This window comes from Bordetella sp. N (genome assembly GCF_001433395.1).
Taxonomy (GTDB): domain Bacteria; phylum Pseudomonadota; class Gammaproteobacteria; order Burkholderiales; family Burkholderiaceae_B; genus Bordetella_C.
Map to the genome: position 1 here is coordinate 5,328,429 of NZ_CP013111.1, position 20,927 is coordinate 5,349,355.

At 65.3% G+C, this 20,927-nt stretch carries 19 protein-coding genes; 12 read left to right on the forward strand and 7 right to left on the reverse strand.

Going from position 1 to position 20,927, the window contains the following annotated elements; translation table 11 throughout:
- Positions 1–6: 6 nt before the first annotated feature.
- On the reverse strand, positions 7–1,614 hold the full coding sequence (rtcR, locus tag ASB57_RS23030; protein ID WP_057654307.1) for an RNA repair transcriptional activator RtcR: 1,608 nt from the start codon (positions 1,612–1,614) through the stop codon (positions 7–9).
- A gap of 207 nt (positions 1,615–1,821) precedes the next feature.
- Between rtcR and ASB57_RS23035 the strand changes: the two genes are divergently transcribed.
- The 7 genes from ASB57_RS23035 to ASB57_RS23065 all read left to right on the forward strand — a co-directional run bounded on the left by ASB57_RS23035 (position 1,822) and on the right by ASB57_RS23065 (position 11,038).
- Entirely contained in the window at positions 1,822–3,405 is a 1,584-nt protein-coding gene (locus ASB57_RS23035; protein ID WP_057654308.1) for an RNA-binding protein, read from the forward strand.
- 150 nt (positions 3,406–3,555) lie between these two features.
- A complete protein-coding gene (locus ASB57_RS23040) occupies positions 3,556–4,794 on the forward strand; it encodes an RtcB family protein (protein WP_057654309.1) in 1,239 nt (412 codons plus the stop codon).
- A gap of 19 nt (positions 4,795–4,813) precedes the next feature.
- Positions 4,814–5,854, forward strand: coding sequence for an RNA 3'-terminal phosphate cyclase (gene rtcA, locus ASB57_RS23045; RefSeq protein ID WP_057656367.1), 1,041 nt, complete (start codon positions 4,814–4,816; stop codon positions 5,852–5,854).
- 142 nt (positions 5,855–5,996) lie between these two features.
- Entirely contained in the window at positions 5,997–7,334 is a 1,338-nt protein-coding gene (locus tag ASB57_RS23050; protein WP_057654310.1) for an ABC transporter substrate-binding protein, read from the forward strand.
- A gap of 8 nt (positions 7,335–7,342) precedes the next feature.
- Positions 7,343–9,067 (forward strand): iron ABC transporter permease, encoded by a 1,725-nt coding sequence (locus ASB57_RS23055; RefSeq protein WP_057654311.1) that lies wholly within the window; start codon positions 7,343–7,345, stop codon positions 9,065–9,067.
- Complete coding sequence (locus ASB57_RS23060; protein WP_057654312.1) at positions 9,064–10,149, forward strand: ABC transporter ATP-binding protein; 1,086 nt, start codon at positions 9,064–9,066, stop codon at positions 10,147–10,149. Before ASB57_RS23055 ends, ASB57_RS23060 begins: the two co-directional genes overlap by 4 nt.
- Before the next feature lie 7 nt (positions 10,150–10,156).
- Complete coding sequence (locus tag ASB57_RS23065; RefSeq protein WP_057654313.1) at positions 10,157–11,038, forward strand: LysR family transcriptional regulator; 882 nt, start codon at positions 10,157–10,159, stop codon at positions 11,036–11,038.
- A gap of 50 nt (positions 11,039–11,088) precedes the next feature.
- Here ASB57_RS23065 and ASB57_RS23070 read toward each other — a convergent pair whose 3' ends face one another.
- On the reverse strand, positions 11,089–11,781 hold the full coding sequence (locus tag ASB57_RS23070) for a helix-turn-helix transcriptional regulator (protein ID WP_082621778.1): 693 nt from the start codon (positions 11,779–11,781) through the stop codon (positions 11,089–11,091).
- A 79-nt stretch (positions 11,782–11,860) separates the two neighbouring features.
- Here ASB57_RS23070 and ASB57_RS23075 point away from each other — a divergent pair, with 79 nt between their 5' ends.
- From ASB57_RS23075 to ASB57_RS23090, 4 genes are all read left to right on the forward strand, one after another.
- Positions 11,861–13,144 (forward strand): MFS transporter, encoded by a 1,284-nt coding sequence (locus ASB57_RS23075; protein WP_057654314.1) that lies wholly within the window; start codon positions 11,861–11,863, stop codon positions 13,142–13,144.
- 203 nt (positions 13,145–13,347) lie between these two features.
- Positions 13,348–13,668 (forward strand): hypothetical protein, encoded by a 321-nt coding sequence (locus ASB57_RS23080; RefSeq protein ID WP_057654315.1) that lies wholly within the window; start codon positions 13,348–13,350, stop codon positions 13,666–13,668.
- Positions 13,665–15,383, forward strand: a complete 1,719-nt coding sequence (locus tag ASB57_RS23085; RefSeq protein ID WP_082621779.1) for a PepSY domain-containing protein — start codon at positions 13,665–13,667, stop codon at positions 15,381–15,383. The genes ASB57_RS23080 and ASB57_RS23085 overlap by 4 nt, the downstream gene beginning before the upstream one ends.
- A complete protein-coding gene (locus tag ASB57_RS23090; RefSeq protein WP_197424801.1) occupies positions 15,383–15,712 on the forward strand; it encodes a DUF3325 domain-containing protein in 330 nt (109 codons plus the stop codon). Before ASB57_RS23085 ends, ASB57_RS23090 begins: the two co-directional genes overlap by 1 nt.
- A gap of 73 nt (positions 15,713–15,785) precedes the next feature.
- On the opposite strand, the gene ASB57_RS23095 is transcribed toward ASB57_RS23090, so the two are convergent.
- The 4 genes from ASB57_RS23095 to ASB57_RS23110 form a co-directional block, all read right to left on the reverse strand.
- Positions 15,786–16,859 carry a low specificity L-threonine aldolase gene (locus ASB57_RS23095; RefSeq protein ID WP_057654317.1) on the reverse strand — a complete coding sequence of 358 codons (1,074 nt, stop codon included), beginning with the start codon at positions 16,857–16,859 and terminating at the stop codon, positions 15,786–15,788.
- Positions 16,860–16,884: 25 nt separating this feature from the next.
- On the reverse strand, positions 16,885–17,574 hold the full coding sequence (locus tag ASB57_RS23100) for an amino acid ABC transporter permease (RefSeq protein WP_057654318.1): 690 nt from the start codon (positions 17,572–17,574) through the stop codon (positions 16,885–16,887).
- 11 nt (positions 17,575–17,585) lie between these two features.
- The gene (locus tag ASB57_RS23105) at positions 17,586–18,326 is read right to left on the reverse strand and encodes an amino acid ABC transporter permease (RefSeq protein WP_057654319.1); all 741 of its coding nucleotides are present in this window, start codon (positions 18,324–18,326) and stop codon (positions 17,586–17,588) included.
- A gap of 98 nt (positions 18,327–18,424) precedes the next feature.
- Positions 18,425–19,345 (reverse strand): amino acid ABC transporter substrate-binding protein, encoded by a 921-nt coding sequence (locus tag ASB57_RS23110; RefSeq protein WP_082621780.1) that lies wholly within the window; start codon positions 19,343–19,345, stop codon positions 18,425–18,427.
- 114 nt (positions 19,346–19,459) lie between these two features.
- Here ASB57_RS23110 and ASB57_RS23115 point away from each other — a divergent pair, with 114 nt between their 5' ends.
- Positions 19,460–20,377: a LysR substrate-binding domain-containing protein gene (locus ASB57_RS23115; RefSeq protein ID WP_082621781.1), complete on the forward strand. Its 918-nt coding sequence runs from the start codon at positions 19,460–19,462 to the stop codon at positions 20,375–20,377.
- A gap of 175 nt (positions 20,378–20,552) precedes the next feature.
- On the opposite strand, the gene ASB57_RS23120 is transcribed toward ASB57_RS23115, so the two are convergent.
- On the reverse strand, positions 20,553–20,888 hold the full coding sequence (locus ASB57_RS23120) for a DUF4148 domain-containing protein (protein WP_057654322.1): 336 nt from the start codon (positions 20,886–20,888) through the stop codon (positions 20,553–20,555).
- Positions 20,889–20,927: the final 39 nt, after the last annotated feature.

A 20,927-nucleotide genomic window follows, 5' to 3' on the forward strand; every position in this document is an offset into this window, starting at 1 on the left:
CTCCCGCTATGCGCACACCTGCCCTATCGCATCCCACGTCAGGTCGAACTTGAGCAGGTACTTGCGCAGGCGATCGGCATCGTTGACCACGCTGCGTTGAGCGCGCGACTGGTCGAACAGCCGCCTGCCCGCTTCGGACAAGGTGTTCGATTCCCTGCATACACGGATGACAGCTTCGAGTTGCAGGCGGTCGAACAGGTCCAGTCGGGCCAGTGCGTCGGCCGGCAGCACGGCGCCGAGGTCGACGGTGCTGGCATCGGACTGTACGGCGGGTTGCCATAACCATTGCAGCCGCTGGATCTCCGCGTCGACCAGACCCGCCGATATGCGCCCGCCATCCGCCAGGGTCGCCATGCGCGTGACACTGGCGGAAAGATCGCGGAAGTTGCCGCTCCAGCGCGCCTGTGCCGAACGGGCGAACTGCAGGTAGCGCGCCTTGGCCTCGGCATTGAAGCGCACCGCCTGGCCGATCTCCGCGGCCGCGCGCGTAAGCAGATGATCGACGTTGGGCTCGATGTCCTCGGGACGTTGCGCCAGGCTCGGCAACGTGTACGCCCAGAGGTTAATGCGGGCAAACAGGTCCTCCCGGAATCGTCCCTGCGCCACATCGACGCGCAGATCGCGGTTGGTGCCGGCGATCAGCTGGAAATCGCTGCTGACTTCGCGGTCGCTGCCCATGGGAAAGAAGCGCTTCTCTTCTACAGCCTTCAGCAGCATGGCCTGTTCATCCAGGCCCAATTCGCCGATCTCGTCCAGGAACAACACGCCCTGATGCGCGGAACGCAGCAGCCCCGCCCGGTCGGCGGCCGCGCCGGTGAAAGCGCCCTTCTTGTGGCCGAACAGCGTCGATGCCGCGCCATCGCCACGCAGCGTCGCGCAGTTCACTTCGACGAAATCGCCCTGCACCTGATGCTGGGACTTCTTGAGTTCGAACATACGCCGCGCCAGGTGCGACTTGCCGGCGCCCGTGGGGCCAGTCAGCAGGACCGGCGCTTGAGAGCGCACTGCAACCCGTTCGATCTCTTCGATGAGGGCGTTGAAGCGCTCGTTGCGGGTAGGGATGCCGCTTTTCAGGAAATCCAGCGCTTCGGTGCGCGCCTGGCTGAAGCGTTGCGCCAGCACGTCGTAGCGCGAGAGGTCCAGATCGATGAGCGTGCAGGTGCCGGGACTGCCGCGCTGCTGCCGCTTGGGCGGCCCCGTCTGCAACAGCAGCCCCGGGATCAGGCGCGACTCCACCATCAGGAACATGCAGATCTGCGCGACGTGAGTGCCGGTAGTGATGTGCGCCCAATACTGTTCATGATCCGGATCGAAGCGATAGGCGCGCGCCCAGTCGTACAGCGCCGCATACATCTCGCCGAAGTCCCAGGGGTCCTCGACATCCATGGGGACCAGATTGACTTCGGTTTCAGGCGATACGGTGGCGATGTCGTGCGCAAGCACGCGGGCGATCGCCGTGTGCTTGGTCGCGTGTATCAGTTCCAGGCGGTCGATCAGCTTGTCTTCGTGCTGGACGAGCGAGATGGTCGGGCGCCACTTCTCCCAGCGACCGGGGCCATTTCCCGAATCGAGCTGGGTGCCGAGGAAGCCAACCACTACGGTTTTTTTGGGCATATCTGTTTAGCTAAATAACTAGCCAATATTCTAGTAAATAGCATCTTCCATTCTCAAGGCTTTTTTCAATACGGACTGAGAGTTATCTATTTTTCTATAAAAATCATAGGCTTGTAGAAAATTCGGGGCGGTGCTTAAAAGTTGGCATGCCTATTGCAAATAGGAGAGTACGAACAACGAGTTGAATGCCAAGAGAGAGAGAACAACATGGTCAACACGACGCTTTTCCAATCGCTCAAGGGCGCGCTGCTTCCCGTCGCCGCGGCCCGCAATGCGCACCAGGCGCCGGCTTACGCGCTTGAGGCGCGCCAGCAGCTGGCGCAGCTCGCCGCCACCGGATGCCTGAACCGGACCTTTTACGCCAACGCGGAAGACCAGCTTGCTAAGGTGATGGCGCTGGCCCAGGAGCTGGAAGCGTCCTTCGTCGCCAAGACGGCGATCTACGCACGTGAGTCCGGCCATATGAAAGACATGCCTGCCTTGCTGGCGGCTATTCTGGCTGGGCGTGACGTGACGCTGCTGGCACAGACGTTCTCCCGAGTGGTGGACAACGGCAAGATGTTGCGCAATTTCGTGCAGATCCTGCGTAGTGGCGCCGTGGGCCGCAAGTCCCTGGGCACTCGGCCGAAGAAGCTGGTGCAGCACTGGCTGCAGAACGCCAGCGAGAAGCAATTGCTGATCGCTGCCGTGGGCAATACGCCTTCGCTGGCCGACGTGGTCAAGATGGTCCATCCCAAGCCCGCCGAAGCATGGCGTGCCGCGTGGTTCGCTTGGTTGATCGGCAAGGCCGTTGATGAAGCGGCGTTGCCGCCCATCACGCAAGCCTTCGAACGCTTCAAGCGTGCCTGTGCCCAGGGTGACCTGGCCGCGACGGCGGACGTTCCGGATGTGCCGTTCCAGATGCTGACGGCGCTGGATCTGAACGCCGGGCAGTGGGCGAAGATCGCGCGCCTGGGTTCGTGGCAGATGCTGCGGCAGAACCTGAATACGTTCGCCCGGCATGGCGTGTTCACCATCCCTGGTATGGCCGAGATGGTCGCCGCCAAGCTGTGCGATGCGCAGGCCGTGGCCAAGGCGCGCGTGATGCCGTATCAACTGATGGCAGCTTGCAAGGCGGCGGGTGGAGCGGTGCCCGTGGTGGTGCGCGAAGCATTGCAGGATGCAATGGAACTCTCACTGGCGAACGTGCCCGCCTGGACGGGGCGCGTGGCAGTGTGCCCGGACGTGTCGGGTTCGATGAGCTCGCCGGTGACCGGCTATCGTGGTTCGGCGTCCTCAGCGGTACGCTGCATAGACGTGGCCGCGCTGGTGGCGGCGGCTGTGCTGCGCAAGAACCCGCAAGCCCGCGTGCTGCCGTTCGCACAGCAGGTGGTGCCGCTGGCCTTGAATCCTCGCGACTCGGTCCTGACCAACGCGCAGGCGCTGGCCGGGATAGGCGGCGGCGGCACCAATTGCAGCGCGCCGCTGGCAATGCTGAACCGCGAGGGCGCGGTGGTGGACCTGGTGATCCTGGTCTCGGACAATGAGTCCTGGGTCGATGCACGGCGTTGCGGTGCGACGCAGACCATGCGCGAATGGGAGACGTTGAAGCGGCGCAATCCGCAGGCGCGCCTGGTGTGCATGGATATCCAGCCGTACACGACCACGCAGGCGGCGGAGCGGTTCGACATCATGAATGTCGGCGGCTTCTCCGACGCGGTGTTCACGATGGTGGCGAACTTCGCCGCCGGACAGATGGATGACGGCCACTGGGCCGATGAAATAGAGAAAGTGTCGCTGGTCGCGCAGTAGTTGGCGATGCACCAGACGGCAAGGTAAAGCGCAGTCGTCGTCGCGTGGCGAATGCCGATGGGACTACATCGGAGTGTCTCATCAACTGTTGGTCGCCACGCGTGGGACGTAGGTGTCGCGAAGACACATGATCATTTGGAAAACAAGAAAATGTCGAACAAGAATTTCAATGTTGAAGAAATCGCCGGCGGCGTGCCGGTGAAGATGTGGACCAAGGGCGTCCCCGTCGAGGATGCCGCTCGCGAGCAGCTGGCCAACGCGGCGCGCCTGCCCGTGGTGTTCAAACACATCGCGGCCATGCCTGACGTTCACCTGGGTATCGGCGCTACCGTCGGTTCCGTGATTCCCACACTCAAGGCCATCATCCCGGCCGCGGTGGGCGTGGACATCGGCTGCGGCATGATGGCCGCCAAGACCACGCTGCGTGCCGAGGACTTGCCGGATAACCTGGCCGGGCTGCGTTCTGCCATCGAGCAGGCGGTGCCGCACGGTTCCGCGCCCCGGCAGCGTGGCCGCGCGCCGGGCCGCGATCCTGGCGGTTGGGAAAATCCGCCCGAAGCGGTCGATCAGGCGTGGGCCACGCTGGTCGACGACTTCAACGCGCTGTGCGAAAAATATCCGCGTCTGGAAAAGACCAACAATCGCAAACACCTGGGCACCCTGGGGTCAGGTAATCACTTCATTGAAGTGTGTCTCGACGAAGCCGGCTTCGTCTGGTTCATGCTCCACTCGGGCTCGCGTGGCGTGGGCAATGCCATCGGTACGCTGTTCATCGACCTGGCCAAGAAGGATGCCGAGCGCCACCAGAAGAACCTGCCCGATATGGATCTCGCCTACTTCGAAGAAGGCGCCCAGTACTTCGGCGACTATGTGCGTGGTGTCTCGTGGGCGCAGAAGTTCGCGATGCGCAACCGTGAAGTCATGATGGCCAATGTCATCGCCGCGGCCCGTACGATCATCCGCAAACCCTTCGAGTCCCACGTGGAAGCCGTGAACTGCCACCACAACTATGTGCAGCAGGAGCGTCACTTCGGGGAAGACGTCTTCGTGACGCGCAAGGGGGCGGTGAGCGCCCGCCGGGGTGAGATGGGCATCATTCCTGGCAGCATGGGCGCGCGCAGCTACATCGTGCGCGGCCTGGGTAATCCGGAAAGCTTCGAAAGTTGCAGCCACGGAGCCGGCCGCGTGATGAGCCGCACGCAAGCCAAGAAGCAGTTCACCCTCGCTGATCAGGCCAAGGCGACGGCCGGCGTGGAGTGCCGCAAGGATGCCGGCGTCGTGGATGAAATCCCGATGGCCTACAAGGACATCGATGCGGTCATGGCCGCGCAAAAGGATCTGGTCGAAGTGGTGCACACCCTGAAGCAGGTCGTATGCGTAAAAGGATGAAGGCGTGAGCACGTCGAAGATAATCGAAATCGATGGTTCCGCGGGCGAGGGCGGCGGACAGATCCTCCGTACCGCGCTGGCCCTGTCCATGTGCACGGGCCTGCCCTTGCGCCTGACCCGCATCCGCGCTGGCCGTTCCAAGTCCGGGCTGATGCGCCAGCATCTGGCCTGCGTGAACGCTGCCGTTGAAATCAGCGGCGCGCACGCGACCGGCGCTGAACTCAATTCACAAACGCTGGCGTTCACGCCGGGCCCGGTGCGCGCGGGCGACTATGCCTTCAGCATAGGCACGGCGGGCAGCTGCACATTGGTGCTGCAAACCGTTTGGCCGGCGCTGTTGATGGCCGATGCGCCCAGCCATCTGCGGCTGGGTGGCGGCACGCACAATCCCATGGCGCCGCCGTTTCATTTTCTCGATCGTAGCTACGCGCCGCTCATGCGCAAGCTGGGTGCGGGTGTCGAACTGAAGCTGCAACGCCTGGGTTTCTATCCTGCCGGTGGCGGTGCGATCGAAGCCGTGATCCAACCCGCGGCGGAGCATCTGTGTCCGTTCGATCTGGTGGACCGCGGCGCCCTGATGGAGGAGTACGCCGAGTGCTTCGCACCCGCCTTGCCCCGCGCGGTCGCCCGGCGCGAGCTGGATCAGCTTGGGAAAGACCTCGGCTGGGACGGTCACCAATTGCGTGAGGCGCCCGTGCGCCAGCACGAGGGCCCGGGCAATGCCTTGCTGGCGACCCTGGTGTACGAGAACGTGAGCGAAGTCTTCACCGAATTCGGCGAGCGCGGCGTCACCGCGGAAGCGGTTGCCAGCAGCCTGGTGCGTGACGTCCTGGCCTATCGGGCGACTGAAGCCGCGCTGGGCCCGTATCTGGCCGACCAATGGGCGCTGCCCCTGGCGCTCGCGGTGTGGCGCCGGCGCGGCGAGGCAGCGTACACCTGCTCCAGCGTCACCGCGCATGCGAAAACCAACTTCGAGGTAATCGAACGATTTCTACCCGTGAAGTTTTCCACGTCCGCGGTGCGGGGGGCCGTGAGGGTCGCCGTGGCGTACGTATCGTAAGACCAGGGTTTCCCCGAGGTCTTGAAGGGCTCGGGTCTCATCCACGCCCCACTGATACCCCACATCAAAATTTCTGATTGGACGCTGAGCAAGATGGCCCATTAAGGTTGCCGCACGATAAATAAATACGGAGGAGACAAAAATGCCCAAGATCCGACCGCTTGCCCGTGCGCTGACCCTGGCCCTGACCCTCACCGGCATCGGCGCCGCCGCGCAGGCCGGCACCGTGACGGTGATCACTTCCTTCCCCAAGGACCTGACCCAGGCCTACAAGGTGGTTTTTGAAAAAAGCCATCCCGGCATCACGCTGGAATTCCTGAACAAGAACACGGTTGCCGGCATCGCCTATGTGCGCGAAACACCTGCGGGCCAGCGGCCCGATGTGTTTTGGGCCAGCGCTCCCGACGCCTTCGAGCTGCTGGCCCAGGCCAAGCTGCTGGCCAAGGCGGCCGACCTGGCGAATGCCAAGGTGCCCGACAAGATCGGCAGCTTCCCGATCAACGACACCGCCGGGCTCTACTTCGGCCAGGCCCTGGCCGGCTACGGCATCATGTACAACACGCGCTACCTGAAGGCGCACAAGCTGGCCGCGCCCGTCGAATGGAAGGACCTGCTGGCGCCGGCCTGGTTCGGCCACGTGGGCATCACGTCGCCGTCGCGGTCCGGCACCATGCACCTGACCGCCGAGACGATCCTGCAAGGCGAAGGTTGGAACGAAGGCTGGCGTACTCTGCTGCGCATGTCCGGCAACAGCAGCGCGGTGACGGAGCGCTCCTTCGGTGTGCCGGACGGCGTGAATAACGGGCAGTTCGGCGCGGGCCCGGTGATCGACTTCTTCGGCCTGTCGAGCAAGTTCTCCAAATTCCCGGTGGAGTTCGTCTACCCATCGGAAACCTCCATCGTGCCGGCCAATATCGCCCTGATCGACGGCGCCAAGAACACCGAGGAAGCCAAGCAGTTCATCCGCTACTCGCTGGACCTGCCCGGCCAGGAACTGCTGCTCGATCCCAAGATCTCGCGCCTGCCCGTGCTCCCCTACAGCGAACTCAAGGGCAAGATCCCCGACGGCTATCCGGACCCCGCCGAAATCGCCAAGCGCAGCAAGGTGCACTTCGACGTCGACCTGTCGCAGTCGCGCTATTACGTGGTGCAGTCGCTCTACGACCAGACCATCACCTTCCGCCTGAAGGAATTGCAGCAGGCCACCAAGGCCATCTATGACGCCGAACGCAAGCTGGGCGACAAGGCCAAGTCCGGCAAGGCGGCGGAGCTGCTGGCGCAGGCACGCAAGCTGGCCTGGGATCCGCTGGTCGACGAGAAGCAGGCGGCCGACCCGACGTTCCAGAAGCTGTTCTCGGGCGACAAGCGCGACGCCTCGGTCAGCCAGAAAATCACCCAGCTGGAAGGTGAGTGGAACGGCAAGGCCCGCGCCAATTACGAAGAGGCAGTGAAACTGGCGGGCCAGGCGGCGGCACTCTAAGGCACGTCATGCGAACTTTCTCAACCTTGGGCCTGGGCAAGGGCACCGGGGCCGTGGCGCTGCTCGTGCTCGGCTTCCTGATACTGTTCCTGGTGGTGCCGGTGGGCATGGTGTTCCACACTGCCTTCGTCAACGCGGACGGCAGTTTCACCCTGGGCCACTTCCAGTCCTTCTTCCATCAGCCCCTGATGCAGGAGGCCTTCTTCAACAGCCTCTACGTCGCCGGCTGGTCGACCCTGCTGGCGTCGCTCATCGCGGTGCCGCTGGCCTACTTCACGGTGCGCTTCGAGTTCCGTGGCGCCCTGATCATCCAGACGCTGGGGGTGCTGCCGCTGATCATGCCGCCCTTCGTCGGGGCGGTGGCGATGCAGCTGATCTTCGGCCGCTCGGGCAGCATCAATCTTCTGCTGGGCGACTGGTTCGACATCAACCTGCCGCTGATGGAAGGCCTGAACAGCGTCATCTTCGTCGAGGCGCTGCACTACTTCCCCTTCATCCTGATGAACCTGGTGGTGGCCTTGCGCAACATCGACGGCTCGATGGAAGAGGCGGCGTTCAACCTGGGCTCGCGCGGCTTCCGGCTGTTCCGCCGCATCATCTTCCCGCTGGCCCTGCCGGGCTTCGTGGCAGGCGCGTCGCTGGTCTTCATCAAGGTGTTCGACGACCTGGGCACGCCCCTGGTGCTGGGCGCGACCAATATGCTGGCGCCGCAGGCCTATCTGCGCATCACCCAGGTGGGCCTGGAAGATCCCTTGGGCTACGTGATCGGGGTCATCATCATCGCGTTCTCGATCGCGGCCCTGTGGCTGTCCACGCGCGTGCTCAGCGGCAAGGACTACTCGACCTTGCAGAAAGGCGGCGGCGCGATCCATAAACGCCGTCTGCGTCCCGCGGAAAGCGTGCTGGCCTACGGCTGGATCATCCTGGTGTTGCTGCTGGTGCTGTCGCCGCATATCGGCGTGCTGCTGCTGTCCTTCGCCAGCGTGTGGAGCTACGCGCCTTTGCCGGACGGCTACACGCTGGCTCACTATGCGTCGGTGTTCCAGGATTCCAGCGGCATGATCGCCAACACCCTGCTCTATTGCGGCCTGGCGGCCGGCCTGGACGTGGTGCTGGGAACGGCCATCGCCTACCTGTTGCTGCGCACGCGCCTGCCCGCCCGCCAGTGGCTGGACTGGATGGCGTCGGCGGCCCTGGCGATTCCGGGCATCGTCCTGGCCATCGGCCTGCTGCGCACCTTCCGCGGCGTGGAGATCCCCTTCACGGGCACCTTGCTGACGAGTTCGTGGGTGCTGATCATGATCGCGTACTCGGTGCGGCGGCTGCCCTATGCCTTGCGTTCCTGCGTGGCGTCGCTGCAGCAGATCAACGTGTCCCTGGAAGAGGCCGCGCAATCCATGGGCGCCAACCGTTGGCGTACTATCCGGCGAGTGGTGGTGCCCTTGATGGCCGGCGGCATGCTGGCGGGTTTCGTCACCAGCTTCATCACGGCGGCAGTGGAATTGTCCGCCACCATCATGCTGGTGACGCGCGAAAGCCAGGCGCCCATGAGCTACGGCATCTACCTGTATATGCAGAGCGCGTCGGGACGCGGTCCGGGCGCCGCGCTGGGCGTGCTGGCAGTGGTCGCGGTAGCGATAGGCACCTATGCCAGCCATGTGCTGGTGCAGCGCTCCACCGCGCGGCAGCGGCCCGCGCGGACGAACAATAATGAAGCGTTGGAGACCCTATGAAAAAAGTCGGTGTCGAGTGCCGGGACATCTCGCTGTCCTATGGCAAAACCCAGGTGCTCAAGAACCTGAACATCTCCATCGAGCCGGGTGAGTTCTTTGCGCTGTTGGGGCCTTCGGGATCCGGCAAGTCCACCTTGCTGCGTCTGATCGCGGGCTTCAACCAGCATTCGCACGGGCAGTTGCTGGTCGACGGCAAGGACGTGACGGGTATCCCCCCGTGGAAGCGCAACATCGGCATGGTGTTCCAGAGCTACGCGCTGTGGCCTCACATGACTGTCTTCGACAACGTCGCCTTCGGCCTGGTCGAACGCAAGGTGCCACGCGCGGAAGTGCGCGAACGCACCGAAGCCGCGCTGGCCCTGGTGGGCTTGTCGCAGTACGCCAAGCGCCGCCCCAACGAGCTGTCCGGCGGCCAGCAACAACGCGTGGCGCTGGCGCGCACCATCGTCATCGAACCGCAGGTGCTGCTGTTGGACGAGCCCCTGTCCAATCTGGACAAGAAGCTGCGCGTGCAGATGCGGCGCGAGCTCCTGGCCCTGCAGCGGCGCCTGGGCATCACCACGATTTTCGTGACGCACGACCAGGAAGAAGCCATGACCACGGCCGATCGCATGGCCGTGCTGGATCACGGCGTGGTGCAGCAGATCGGCTCGCCCAATAATCTGTTCGACTTCCCCGTGAACCGCTTCGTGGCCAACTTCGTCGGCACGATGAATGTGCTGGAAGGCGCCGTCAAGGAACGCGCCAGCCAAGGCGTGGTGCTGGCGGTGGAAGGCGTGGGCGACCTGCATCTGCCGGTCAATGGCGACCTGCCGGATGCGCCCAGGCTGGCCGCCAGCTTTCGCCCGCACACGGTACGCATCGACCTGGCCGGCGGCACGCCTGATGCCCGCTATGTATGGCTGCCGGGTGTCGTGCATGCCAGCGAGTTCCAGGGCGAGTTCACGCGCTACCAGGTGATGATCGGCGACCAGTGCATCACCGCCGACCAATCCCATCTGGCAGGCTTGTCCATCTTCCCCATCGGTGCGCCGGTCGCGCTGGGCCTGGAGCCCAGCCAGGTGCGTCTGCTGGCAGCCTGACGGCGGCATGGAGATCTATCAGATCCGCGCCTTCATCAAGGTGGCCCGCCTGGGCAACGTGACGCGCGCGGCGGAAGCCCTGTCCCTGACGCAACCCGCGGTGACCGCGCAGATCAAGGCGCTGGAGCAAAGCCTGGGTGTCGCGCTGTTCGATCGCAGCGGCGGCCGCCTGACCTTGGCCAAGGCCGGCGAGGCGCTGCTGGAAACGGCGGAACAGCTGGTGGCCCTGGGCAATCAACTGAAGTCGGCGGCGCAGGCCTTGCAAGGCGAATTGCACGGCCTGCTTGAACTGGGCGTGCCTAGCGATCAGCCGGATTTCCTGCGGCTGGGCGAGCTCGCGGCCATGGTCATGCGCCAGTTGCCGCTGGTGGAATTGAAGACGCACGTGATGCCCGCCGAGGTGCTGGCGGACCAGGTCGCCAACGGTCGGCTGGCGGCGGCCTTGACCCTGGCCGCGACGCCGCCGCGCGGCTTGCAGTGGATGACCCTGCGCAGCGTGCGCTATCGCGTGGCCCTGCCGCGCACGCTGGCCGACAGCCTGCGCAAAGGCGGCTGGCGTGAGCTGGCGCAACTGCCCTGGCTGGACGGGCCGGCCGGCAGCCACACCCACCTGCTGTTGCGCGACCTGTTCGAGCGCCACGGCTTGAGCCCCCGCGTGGTCATGCAGAACGATGATCAGGCGAATCTCATGGCCCTGGTCCGGGCCGATGCAGGGTGCGCGTTGCTGCGCGAGGAGATCGCCTTGCAAGGGGCGGCGGCGGGCGACTGCACGGTCTGGAGCAATGTCCACGCCGATGCCACCTTGGGTTTCATCGTGTCGTCGGATCGCGCCGCCGAACCGCTGGTGGTGGCGTTGGAGTCGATGGTGCGGGAAGTGTGGCTGGCCTGATGCCGCGGGTATAACGTGGTGCCGCAACGCTGACGGCCAGCGTTGCAAGCTCAATCGAAAGCAAGTGCTTTCGTGCCACTGCGAGTCAGGCGCAGTGCCCGCGAATCGCCTTGCCGTTCCACCCATCTGCGTGCGATGAAATGCGCCAGCAGCGCATCGCCCAGGGCGCCGCCGATATGAGGCTTGCGCGCGCTCCAGTCCAGGCAGGGATGGGCAAAGCTGCGGCGTGTGGTGTGGATGGCGGCGACATCGACGCCCAGGCCGCGCAGATAGGCTACGCCCGCCGCGGTCAGCGCGTATTGTCCGGCACGCGCGTGCAGATAGCCTTGCGCGAGAAACGCATCGTGCACGCGCACGGCGACCGCGCCTGCCATGTGCTTGTAGCAGGTGCGCGCTTCGCATAGCTCCGGCGGGGTACGCGGCTTGAAGGGCGTGCCACGCACGCCCGCGACGACCAGCAGGGCTTCGAGCGCGGTGGCGACATCGGCGTTGGCCAGCCGGTAGTAGCGATGCTTGCCTTGCGTGGTCTGCTCCACCATGCCCTGGTCGCGCAGCCGGGCGAAATGGCTGCTGGCCGTGGAGGTGCCGACGTCGGCGACCGCCGCCAGTTCGGTGGCCGTGCGCGCGCAGCCGTCGAGCAGGCTGCACAGCATGCGGGCGCGGGCGGGATCGCCGATGGCGGCCGCCACGGCGGCAAGCTGGTTGTCGGCGTTCGCGCCGGCGGGAGTGGAGATGTCGGGCATGATTCGATCCAGGTCGAAGTATGGATACGATGGTGCAGCATACTGGCCACCTGTCCATCACGACAACTAGAAAATGACGATGAGCATCAACGCGTCTCAACGCGCCTTCTTCGGACCCACCGTGGTCGCGGCCACTTTCGTGCTGGCGGTGTTCGGCTGGGGCGTGGGCTTCTACGGGCCACCCGTGTATCTGCAGTCGGTGGTGCAACGCGGCGCGGCCGACGTGGCATGGGCGTCCGCCGCCGTCACCTGGCACTTCGTGCTCGGCGCCTTCGTGGTAGCCAACCTGCCCAGGCTCTACCGGCGCGCGGGCGTACCGCGCATTACCGTCCTGGGCGCGCTGGTGCTGGCGCTGGGGGTGTACGGTTGGGGCATCGCGGCGACGCCGCTGCAACTGCTCCTGGCCGCGACCTTGAGCGGCGCCGGCTGGGTGGCCATGGGCGCCGCCGCGGTCAATGCATTGGTCGCGCCCTGGTATGCCGCGCGCCGTCCCGCCGCCCTGGGCATGGCCTATAACGGCGCCAGCCTGGGTGGCGTGGTGTTCTCGCCCTTGTGGGTGCTGCTGATCGGGATGATGGGGCTGGATGGCGCGGCGCTGGTCGTCGGCGTTGTCATGGTGATCGTCATTGCCTGGCTGGCGGCCGCCGTGTTCCGTCATACGCCCGCGTCGAAAGGCCAGGCGCCGGACGGGCTGGACGCCGCGCCGCAAGCAGCCACCCACGCTGGCGCGTCAGCGGCCGATGCCCGCTCTCCGGTGCAAGCCACGCCGGCGCCCTTGATCGAGGTGTGGCAAGACCGCCGCTTTCTTACGCTCTGCGCCGGCATGGCCTTGGGTCTGTTCGCGCAGATCGGTTTGATCGCCCACCTGTTCTCGCTGCTGGTGCCCATCATGGGTGAAAAAACCGCGGGTGTCGCCATGGGCTTGTGCACCGCCTGCGCGATCGTCGGCCGCATGGCCGTTGGCAAGTTGATGCCGCCCGGCACGGACCGGCGCCGTGTCGCCGCCATCGCTTACGGGCTGCAGGCCGCGGGTGTGGTGGCGTTGCTGTGCAGTGTGTCTTTGCCGGCGCAGGAGGGCGTGTTGCCCATCGTCTTGCGTTGGGTCGGGCTGCTGCTGTTCGGCTCAGGCATCGGCAACGCGACGTCGCTGCCGCCCTTGATCGCGCAGACCGAATTCAGCCGTGCCGACGCGCAACGCGTCATTCCGCTGATCGTCGCCGTATCGCAGGGCACGTATGCGTTCGCGCCCGCGCTGTTCGGCTTGCTGCGTGAGGCGGGCGACGCCATCTGGCTGTTTCCGGTAGCGGCCGTCATTCAACTGGCTGCCATCGCCACCTTGCTCGCCCACGCGCGGCGTGCGTAGGCGCCGCGCGCCGCTTGAGGGAGCGGCCGCGACGGGGTGAGGGGGCGGAGCCCCTTCCTTTCCCGAACGAATCAGGCAGGCGACGCGGCCCGGTCAGCGCAAAACGGTTTCAAATAATAGAAATAACTCTCATTTGTATTACACTCGGGGGTTTGCCTAGCCCGCCCACACGCCGACATCGCGCGCGTGGAGCCCCACTCCCGATGTCCGCCAAAGCTTCCCGTCTGCCCCTTGCCTACCGCTGCGCGGTGCTATCGCGCGCCCTGGCCGCCGGCCCTGCCGGTTATCTGTTCGCCTATACGGCGACCACGCTCAGCGCCCATTTGCTGCTACCCGTGGTGACCCGCGCCGACGCGGCGGTGGCCGCGACGATGATCGGCTTCCTGGTCTATGCCATCGCGGTGATGGTCGTATTCGCGTCGGCCAGCGCCAAGCGCGCCTGGGGCTGGGTCCTGGGCGGCACCTTGCTCTGCTACGTGCTGGATCGCCTTTTCACCGGCGTGTTCATGGGAGCCGCGTCATGAGACCAGATGGGAAAGTCGAAGGCCTGCGCCAGTCCATGTCCTGGCTGCACACCTACACCGGCCTGCTGCTTGGCTGGGCGCTGTTCGCGATGTTCCTGACGGGCACGCTGAGCTACGTGCGCGACGAGATATCGGCCTGGATGAAACCGCCGGTGCAACATTCCTTCGCCGACGCGCAAACCGCCGACCGCGCGGTAAAGACTCTGCGCGAACTGGCCCCGAACGCCGAACAATGGACCGTGGACCTGCCTACCGCGCGCCAGCCCGCCGTGGAAGCCAGCTGGCGGGCCAAGGGCGCGGCGCAAGGACGGCGTGGCCGCGAATCCGTGATGCTGGATGCGGGCACGGGCGAGGTGCTCAAAGTGCCGGAGACGCGTGGTGCGGACTTCTTCTATCGCTTCCATTTCGAGTTCTACGGGATGTCCGTCTATACCGGACGCATCATCGCCGGCATTGCCGCGTTCTTCATGCTGGTGGCCATCATCAGTGGCGTGATCACGCACAAGAAGATCTTCACCGAGTTCTTCACCTTCCGTCCGCGCAAGGGCCAACGATCATGGCTGGACGCGCATAACGCGCTGGCCGTGCTGGGCCTGCCCTTCCACTTCGTCCTGACGTTCACGGGCCTGCTGCTGTTGATGTTCATGCTGCTGCCATGGGGCCTGGATGCCGCCTACGACGGGCAACGCAACCAGTTCTTCCAGGAGCGGCGCGCGCAGTTCGATCCCAGCCTGGCGCGTCCCGCCGATGCCGCCGCGCCGGTGGCCGGCGTGCTGGTACTGGATCAGATCCTGCGCGACGCCAACCAGCAGTTCGGCGGTCGAGGCGTGGATTCCTTCGTGATCAAGAACCCTGGCCAGGCGAACAGCACCGTGGAAGTGCGGCCGGGCGAAGGCGCGCACATCACCGAGTATCCGGCGCGGCGCCTGTTCTACACGGCGGACGGCCTGCCGCTTGAAGGGCCGCCCGAGACCGCCACGGCCTGGAGCACCGACGTCTACCGGGCGATGATCAACGTGCATATCGGGCGCTTCGCCGGGCCCGCGGTACGGTGGATGTTCTTCCTGTCCGGCATCGCCGGCACGCTGATGGTGGCGACGGGGCTGGTGCTGTGGGTGGTCAAGCGCCTGCCCGAACGGCGCAAGGCGGGCAAGACGCCATTCAGCCATCGACTGGTGGAAGTGCTCAACGTGGGGGCCATCAGTGGATTGTCGGTGGCCATCGCGGCTTACTTCTGGATCAATCATCTGCTGCCCGCGGCGTTGACGGATCGTTCCTTGTGGGAGATACGCGGCTTCTTCTGCGTGTGGTTGCTGTGCGCCTTGCACCCGCTGTTGCGCACCCACCGGCGAGCCTGGATCGAACAGTTGAGCGTCGCGGCGGTGCTGCTGTTCCTGTTGCCGGTGCTCAATGCCGCGACGGGCGGCCTGCCTTTGTGGAGCAGCCTGGCGCGCGGGCAATGGACGATCGCCGGCTTTGAATTGAGCGCCATGGCGGTGGCGGTGCTGCTGGTCTTCGCGGTCCGCAAACTGCGGGCGGGGACTGCTGCTGTTGCGGCCAAGGGCGCCGATGCGGGCGCCGGCAAGGCGGCATCAAAACACGCTGACAAGGGCGTGGCGGTGAGTGCCGCCGCACAGCGTAAACCGGCGCCGGCCGTGGCCACGGCCATTCAGTCCCGCGTGGTGGACGCTGGCGAAATGGGAGTGCAGCAATAATGGCCTGGGCTTGCCTGCTACTGGCGTTCGCGGGTTTCGGCGCGATTGCCGCGTCGATGGACCGCCACTACGAAGATCTGCTGCGGCGCGAGCCGCCCGCGCGCACGCGCCGCCTGTTGCGCGGCGTCGGCTACGCGGTGCTGGCCCTGGCCTTGGGGCCTGCCATCAGCGCCTGGGGGCCCTCGGTGGGCACGGTGCTGTGGTTGGGGGCGCTGACCATGGCGGCGTTGCCGCTGGCATTGTTATTGACCTATCGCCCCGCATGGGCACGGCAGGCCGTTTGTGCCGCCCTGCCCCTTGGCCTGCTGGCCTGGGGGTTCGTGGGCTGAGCGGCTTGCGTGGGGCGCGTGAGCGGCGCCCGTCACAAAAACAATAATCTTTGCGGGCACGATGGCCCCGCCCTTACTCGCCCTGCGCCAGCACCGAACGTATCGATTCCAAGGCCCGCTCGATATGGCCATCGTCGATATGCCGATGCGTGACGCAACGCAGACGCGCAGCGCCCCACGGACGCACGGCCAGCCCTGCCGCTTCAAGATCCCGTACCCACGTGGCGCTGTCACGCCCGCTGCGTGATACATCGATCTGCACGATATTGGTCTGCGGCACGGTGGCGCTGATGACGGCCTGCATGGCGTTGACACCATCGCTCAACAAACGCGCCCGCGCATGATCTTGCGTCAGACGCGCGCCCATGTGTTCGACCGCATAAAGTCCGGCCGCCGCCATCAGGCCAGCCTGGCGTTGCGTGCCGCCTATCATGCGGCGCAAGGCGCGGGCACGGTCCAGCACCGCTTGCGGCCCGGCAAGCACGGCGCCGACGGGTGCGCTCAGTCCCTTCGACAGACACAGAGACACGGTGTCCGTGTACTGCGTGACGGCCGCCGGCTCGACACCCAGGGCCACCGCCGCGTTGAACAGGCGCGCGCCGTCCAGATGCACGGCGATGCCGCGCTCGGTCGACAGCGCATGCACCGCACGCATGTAGTCCAGCGACGGCACGGCGCCGGCGGCGTTGTTGTGCGAGGTCTCCATGGCCACCAGCGACGTCTTCAGCTTGTGGCCGCCGCCCTGCACGCCTTCGGCCAGGCGGTCCAGGTCCATGGCGCCGTCCACCCCGGGCACGCCCAGATAGAAAAGATTCGTGAAGGTGGCCGCGCCGCGTTCCGACGTGTACATGTGCGCGTTCGATTCCAGCACCACCTGTTCGCGGCTGGATGTCTGCGCCAGTACCGCCAGCAGGTTCGCCATGGTGCAACTGGGCACGAACAGCCCTGCGTCCTTGCCCAGGCGCGCGGCGACGGTGCTTTCCAGCTGGCGCACCGAGGGATCGCCGTCGAGGCCGTCATCGCCGATGGGCGCGGCACGCATGGCTTCCAGCATGGCATCGGTGGGACGGGTGACCGTGTCGCTGCGCAGGTCGACGAAGTGGCCAGGAAGCTCGGTCTGGAGGGAATGCGGAAGGGAGGCTGCCATGCGGATTCTTCTGAGTAAAACCGCGTCAACGCGCGGGAATGAGGCGTTTTTCCAGCAGCTTCACCGACTGCGAAGCCAGGAAGCTGATGAGGATGTAGACGACGGCGACGAAAACGTAGAGTTCCACCAGACGGCCGTCGCGCTGGCCGATCTTGGAAGCAGCGCCAAGGAAGTCCGTCAGCGCCAGCACGTACACCAGCGAGGTGTCCTGGAACAGGATGATGACCCGCGTCAGCAGGGCGGGCGTCATGTTGCGGATGGCCTGCGGCAGCACGATGCTGATCAGGGTCTGGCGTTGCGTCAGGCCCAGCGCCAGGCCGGCATTGAACTGGCCGCGCGCGATCGACTGGATGCCGGCGCGCATGATCTCGCAGAAGTACGCGGCCTCGAACATCGAGAACGTGATCACCGCCGAATTGAACGCGCCCACCTGAATGGGGCGCGGCGAGCGCAGTATCCAGGCGCCGAGATAAGGCACCAGGAAATAGAACCAGAAGATCACCAGCAACAGCGGGATCGAGCGCATGGTGTTGACGTAGATCGTCGCCGGCACCGATAGCGCCTTCAGCGGCGACAGCCGCATCAGCGCCAACAAGGTGCCCAGTACCAACCCCGCGAGCCCCGCCAGCGCGGTCAGGGTCAGGGTGAAGGTCATGCCGGTGCCGAACAGATACGGCAGTGCGTCGCGGATGACGCCGAAATCGAAATTACCCATGGCGGCGTCTCTCAGTGCTTGCCGGCGATCAGGCCGGGCACCGCGTAGCGTTTCTCAAGGCCGCGCAGGCTCAGCACCACCAGGCCGTTGATGATCAGATAGACCAGCGTCGCGGCGCTGAAGGCCTCGAAGATATGAAAGCTGAATTCCTGCATGGCGCGCGCCTGGCCGGTCAGCTCCAGCAGCCCGATGGTCAGCGCGACGGACGAGTACTTGATGGTGCCCATGAATTCCGAGGTCAGCGGCGCGATGACGATGCGATAGGCCTCGGGCAGGATGATGTGGCGGTAGACCTGCACCTGGCTCAGGCCCAGCGCGGTGCCCGCCTGGAACTGGCCGCGTGGCAGCGACTGGATGCCCGCGCGGATCTGCTCGCAGACGCGCGACGCGCCATACAGGGTCAGGCACAGCAAGGCTGGCACGAATTGCCCCCAGGGCTGCGGCATCTGCTTGATGGCCAGCCCCAGTGCTTTGGGCACGACTTCGGGGAAGACGAAGTACCAGAGAAACATCTGCACCAGCAGCGGACAGTTGCGGAACAGTTCCACATACACCGTGCCGATGACCCGCAAGGCGCGGGACGTGCAGGTACGGAAGACCGCCAGCAGGGATCCCAGCGTCAATGCCAGCACCCAGGTCGACAGCGACAGCGCCAGCGTCCAGCCCGCACCCATGGCCAGGGTCTGCAGGAAGTTATGCACGCCGTCGGGCGACATCTCCAGGAAGACCTGCCAGCTCCAGTCGTAATTCATTGCGTATCCAGGAATGGATGACGCCGGGCCAGGCGCGTCCATGACCAGGCCCCACGGTATCGCGGGGCCCGGAGGGCGCAGCCTGGCCGGGTCCTTATTTATTGATAGGCGGCGGGGTCGCCCGAGTCGGTCGGATTCGCCAGCGCGCGCTTGAGGGCGTCGCTCATCGGATACTTCAGGTTGATGCCGCGCGGCGGGATGGGCGAGTTGAAGTACTTCTCGTAGATCGCCGCGATCTTGCCGTTCTTCATCAGTTCGAGCACGGCGTCGTCGACCACCTTCTTGAAGGCCGGATCATCCTTGGGTTCCATGATGCCGTACGGCGCCAGTTGCAGGCCCTTGGTACCGATGACGAAGTCGTCAGGGGTCTTGGACGAGGCTACTGACCCGTAAGCCAGGCCATCATCGTTGGCCGAGCCGGCGGCGCGGCCGGACTGCACCATCAGGAAGGTTTCGCCGGTGTCCTTGGCGCCGATCACCTGGATGCCGTAGTTGTTCTTGGCATTGATCTCGGAGATCAGGCGGAAGGTCTGGCCGCCGGCCTGGGCAGCGATGGCCTTGCCACGGAACGTGGCCGGGTCATTGGGGTCCACGCCCGCATCCTTGCGCGCCATCAGCACCACCTGCGCGACGAACGTCGTGGGCGCGAACGACACCAGCTTGTGACGGTCAGGCAGGTTGGTGGTGTTGCCGCATTCCAGATCGATCGTGCCGTTGTTCAACAGCGGAATGCGGGTGGCGGAGGTGGTGGGGTTGTAGCGCACGTCCAGCTTGGGCAGCTTCAGGTTCGCCTGCACCGCCTTGGCGATTTCCTGGCAGATCTCCACGGTGTAGCCGATCGGCTTCTGGCTGGCGTCCAGATAGGAAAACGGCACGGAGGATTCCGGATGGCCGATGACGATGGCGCCCGTTTCGCGGATCTTGTCCAGGCGGCCGGCGCCTTCGGCATGCGCGGTGGTGATGGCGGCGGAGGTGGCGGCAAGGAGCAACGCCGCGGCAAGCGTGGTGGTGGCTTTCAAGTAATTCCCCGGTCTATACATGCCGGACTCGTAGTGGCCCGGATGGCGAAAAGTATGTCTTACCTGTAATGTTTTTCCCAATTCCACTTATGTATTGCTCCATACGGTATTGGTATGACAAATCCACGCTTGGGCCTGCGCCAGATCGAGGCTTTCCGGGCCATCATGGTGTCCGGATCGATGACCGCGGCGGCCCGCCGCATGCACACTTCACAACCGCAGGTAAGCCGGCTGATCGCGCAGCTGGAAGCCATCACGCAGTTTCCTCTGTTCGAACGCAACGGCAGCCGGCTCACGCCCACCTTGGACGGGTCGCGTTTTTTCACCGAGGTCGAGAAGACCTTCATCGGCCTGGCCGGCCTGGAGTCCGCGGCGGCCAGCATCCGGTCGTTTTCGGCGGGCCGCCTTAGCGTGGCTGCCATGCCGCGCCTGGCGGGCGGCCTGCTGGCGCGCATCGTGGTGCGCTTCAAGGCCCAGTATCCAGACGTCATGGTGTCGATCCAGTCGGGCAATGCCGGCACGGTGCATGACTGGATCACGTCCGGTTTCTGCGAGACGGGGCTGGCCATGTTGTATAGCGACGTGCCGGGCGTACAGGTGGAGCCCGTGATCACCACGCGTTGCGTGGCCGTGCTGCCGCGCGGCCATCGTCTGGCACGCCTGAAACGGCTCAAGCCCGCCGATTTCGTCGGCGAGCCTTTCATTTCCTTTCCCATGGGCAGCGCGCTGCGCGAGCGCATCGACGGCATCTTTCACGCGGCCAAGGTCGAGCGCCGTATCGTGGCCGAGGCCGGCCTGGGCGCGTCCATCTGCGCGCTGGTGGCGGCGGGCCTGGGTGTCAGCCTGATCAATCCCATCGCGGCGGGCGAGGAAAAGCTGGAGGGGGAAATCGAGGTGCGGCCTTTCTCCCCGGCGGTGCCGGTGATCATCGGCCTGCTGTATCCGCCGTATCACAACCGTACCCGGCTGGTGAGCGTCTTCGCGGAGCTGGCCCGGGAGGTCATGCAGGAAGAGCTGGCGGCCTTCGCCTGACGGAAAAGGCTCGGCCCCGTGGGGACGGGGCCGAGGTACTGCGCCGGGAGGACTGCTTGAACTGCCGCCCCGCCTCCCGCCGGGGCAACCACCTGGATTCAGCGGGTCCAGGCGGCCGGACTACGGAATCGGTGCTCAGACACTGAGCCGGCCTGGGTCTTTGCTGCTGCGTTGTTCAGGCACCTTGGAAGGGCGCGTTGTTAGGGTCGCCGAAGGCGGTGGCGCCGGGTTGCCGCGCCACTTCAGCGGCGACCTGCGCGCGCGCCACGCCGCTATCGGCCTGGGCGGCGAACGGGGCGTTGTCCAGATCGCCGCGCGCTACCAGGCCCGCGCTCCTGGCTTGTTCCAGTTCAGCCTGGACTTGCGCCCGGCTGGCGGACGCATTGTCCGATTGGCCGTAGACGCCTTGGAACGGCACGTTGTCCGAGTCGCCGCGCGGGGTGCCCGCATGGGCGATACCCACCAGGGCGAGGACTAGGGCGGCGGAAGTTGCAATGGTTTGAATACGCATGATGTCACTCCTGATCTGTTGATTTGGAACGGGGGAGGC

Excerpts from the sequence above, each read along its gene's own strand:
- rtcR (WP_057654307.1), bottom strand. The coding sequence starts at position 1,614 with ATGCCCAAAAAAACCGTAGTGGTTGGCTTCCTCGGCACCCAGCTCGAT.
- ASB57_RS23035 (WP_057654308.1), top strand. The coding sequence starts at position 1,822 with ATGGTCAACACGACGCTTTTCCAATCGCTCAAGGGCGCGCTGCTTCCC.
- ASB57_RS23040 (WP_057654309.1), top strand. The coding sequence starts at position 3,556 with ATGTCGAACAAGAATTTCAATGTTGAAGAAATCGCCGGCGGCGTGCCG.
- ASB57_RS23050 (WP_057654310.1), top strand. The coding sequence starts at position 5,997 with ATGCCCAAGATCCGACCGCTTGCCCGTGCGCTGACCCTGGCCCTGACC.
- ASB57_RS23055 (WP_057654311.1), top strand. The coding sequence starts at position 7,343 with ATGCGAACTTTCTCAACCTTGGGCCTGGGCAAGGGCACCGGGGCCGTG.
- ASB57_RS23060 (WP_057654312.1), top strand. The coding sequence starts at position 9,064 with ATGAAAAAAGTCGGTGTCGAGTGCCGGGACATCTCGCTGTCCTATGGC.
- ASB57_RS23065 (WP_057654313.1), top strand. The coding sequence starts at position 10,157 with ATGGAGATCTATCAGATCCGCGCCTTCATCAAGGTGGCCCGCCTGGGC.
- ASB57_RS23070 (WP_082621778.1), bottom strand. The coding sequence starts at position 11,781 with ATGCCCGACATCTCCACTCCCGCCGGCGCGAACGCCGACAACCAGCTT.
- ASB57_RS23075 (WP_057654314.1), top strand. The coding sequence starts at position 11,861 with ATGAGCATCAACGCGTCTCAACGCGCCTTCTTCGGACCCACCGTGGTC.
- ASB57_RS23080 (WP_057654315.1), top strand. The coding sequence starts at position 13,348 with ATGTCCGCCAAAGCTTCCCGTCTGCCCCTTGCCTACCGCTGCGCGGTG.
- ASB57_RS23085 (WP_082621779.1), top strand. The coding sequence starts at position 13,665 with ATGAGACCAGATGGGAAAGTCGAAGGCCTGCGCCAGTCCATGTCCTGG.
- ASB57_RS23090 (WP_197424801.1), top strand. The coding sequence starts at position 15,383 with ATGGCCTGGGCTTGCCTGCTACTGGCGTTCGCGGGTTTCGGCGCGATT.
- ASB57_RS23095 (WP_057654317.1), bottom strand. The coding sequence starts at position 16,859 with ATGGCAGCCTCCCTTCCGCATTCCCTCCAGACCGAGCTTCCTGGCCAC.
- ASB57_RS23100 (WP_057654318.1), bottom strand. The coding sequence starts at position 17,574 with ATGGGTAATTTCGATTTCGGCGTCATCCGCGACGCACTGCCGTATCTG.
- ASB57_RS23105 (WP_057654319.1), bottom strand. The coding sequence starts at position 18,326 with ATGAATTACGACTGGAGCTGGCAGGTCTTCCTGGAGATGTCGCCCGAC.
- ASB57_RS23115 (WP_082621781.1), top strand. The coding sequence starts at position 19,460 with ATGACAAATCCACGCTTGGGCCTGCGCCAGATCGAGGCTTTCCGGGCC.
- ASB57_RS23120 (WP_057654322.1), bottom strand. The coding sequence starts at position 20,888 with ATGCGTATTCAAACCATTGCAACTTCCGCCGCCCTAGTCCTCGCCCTG.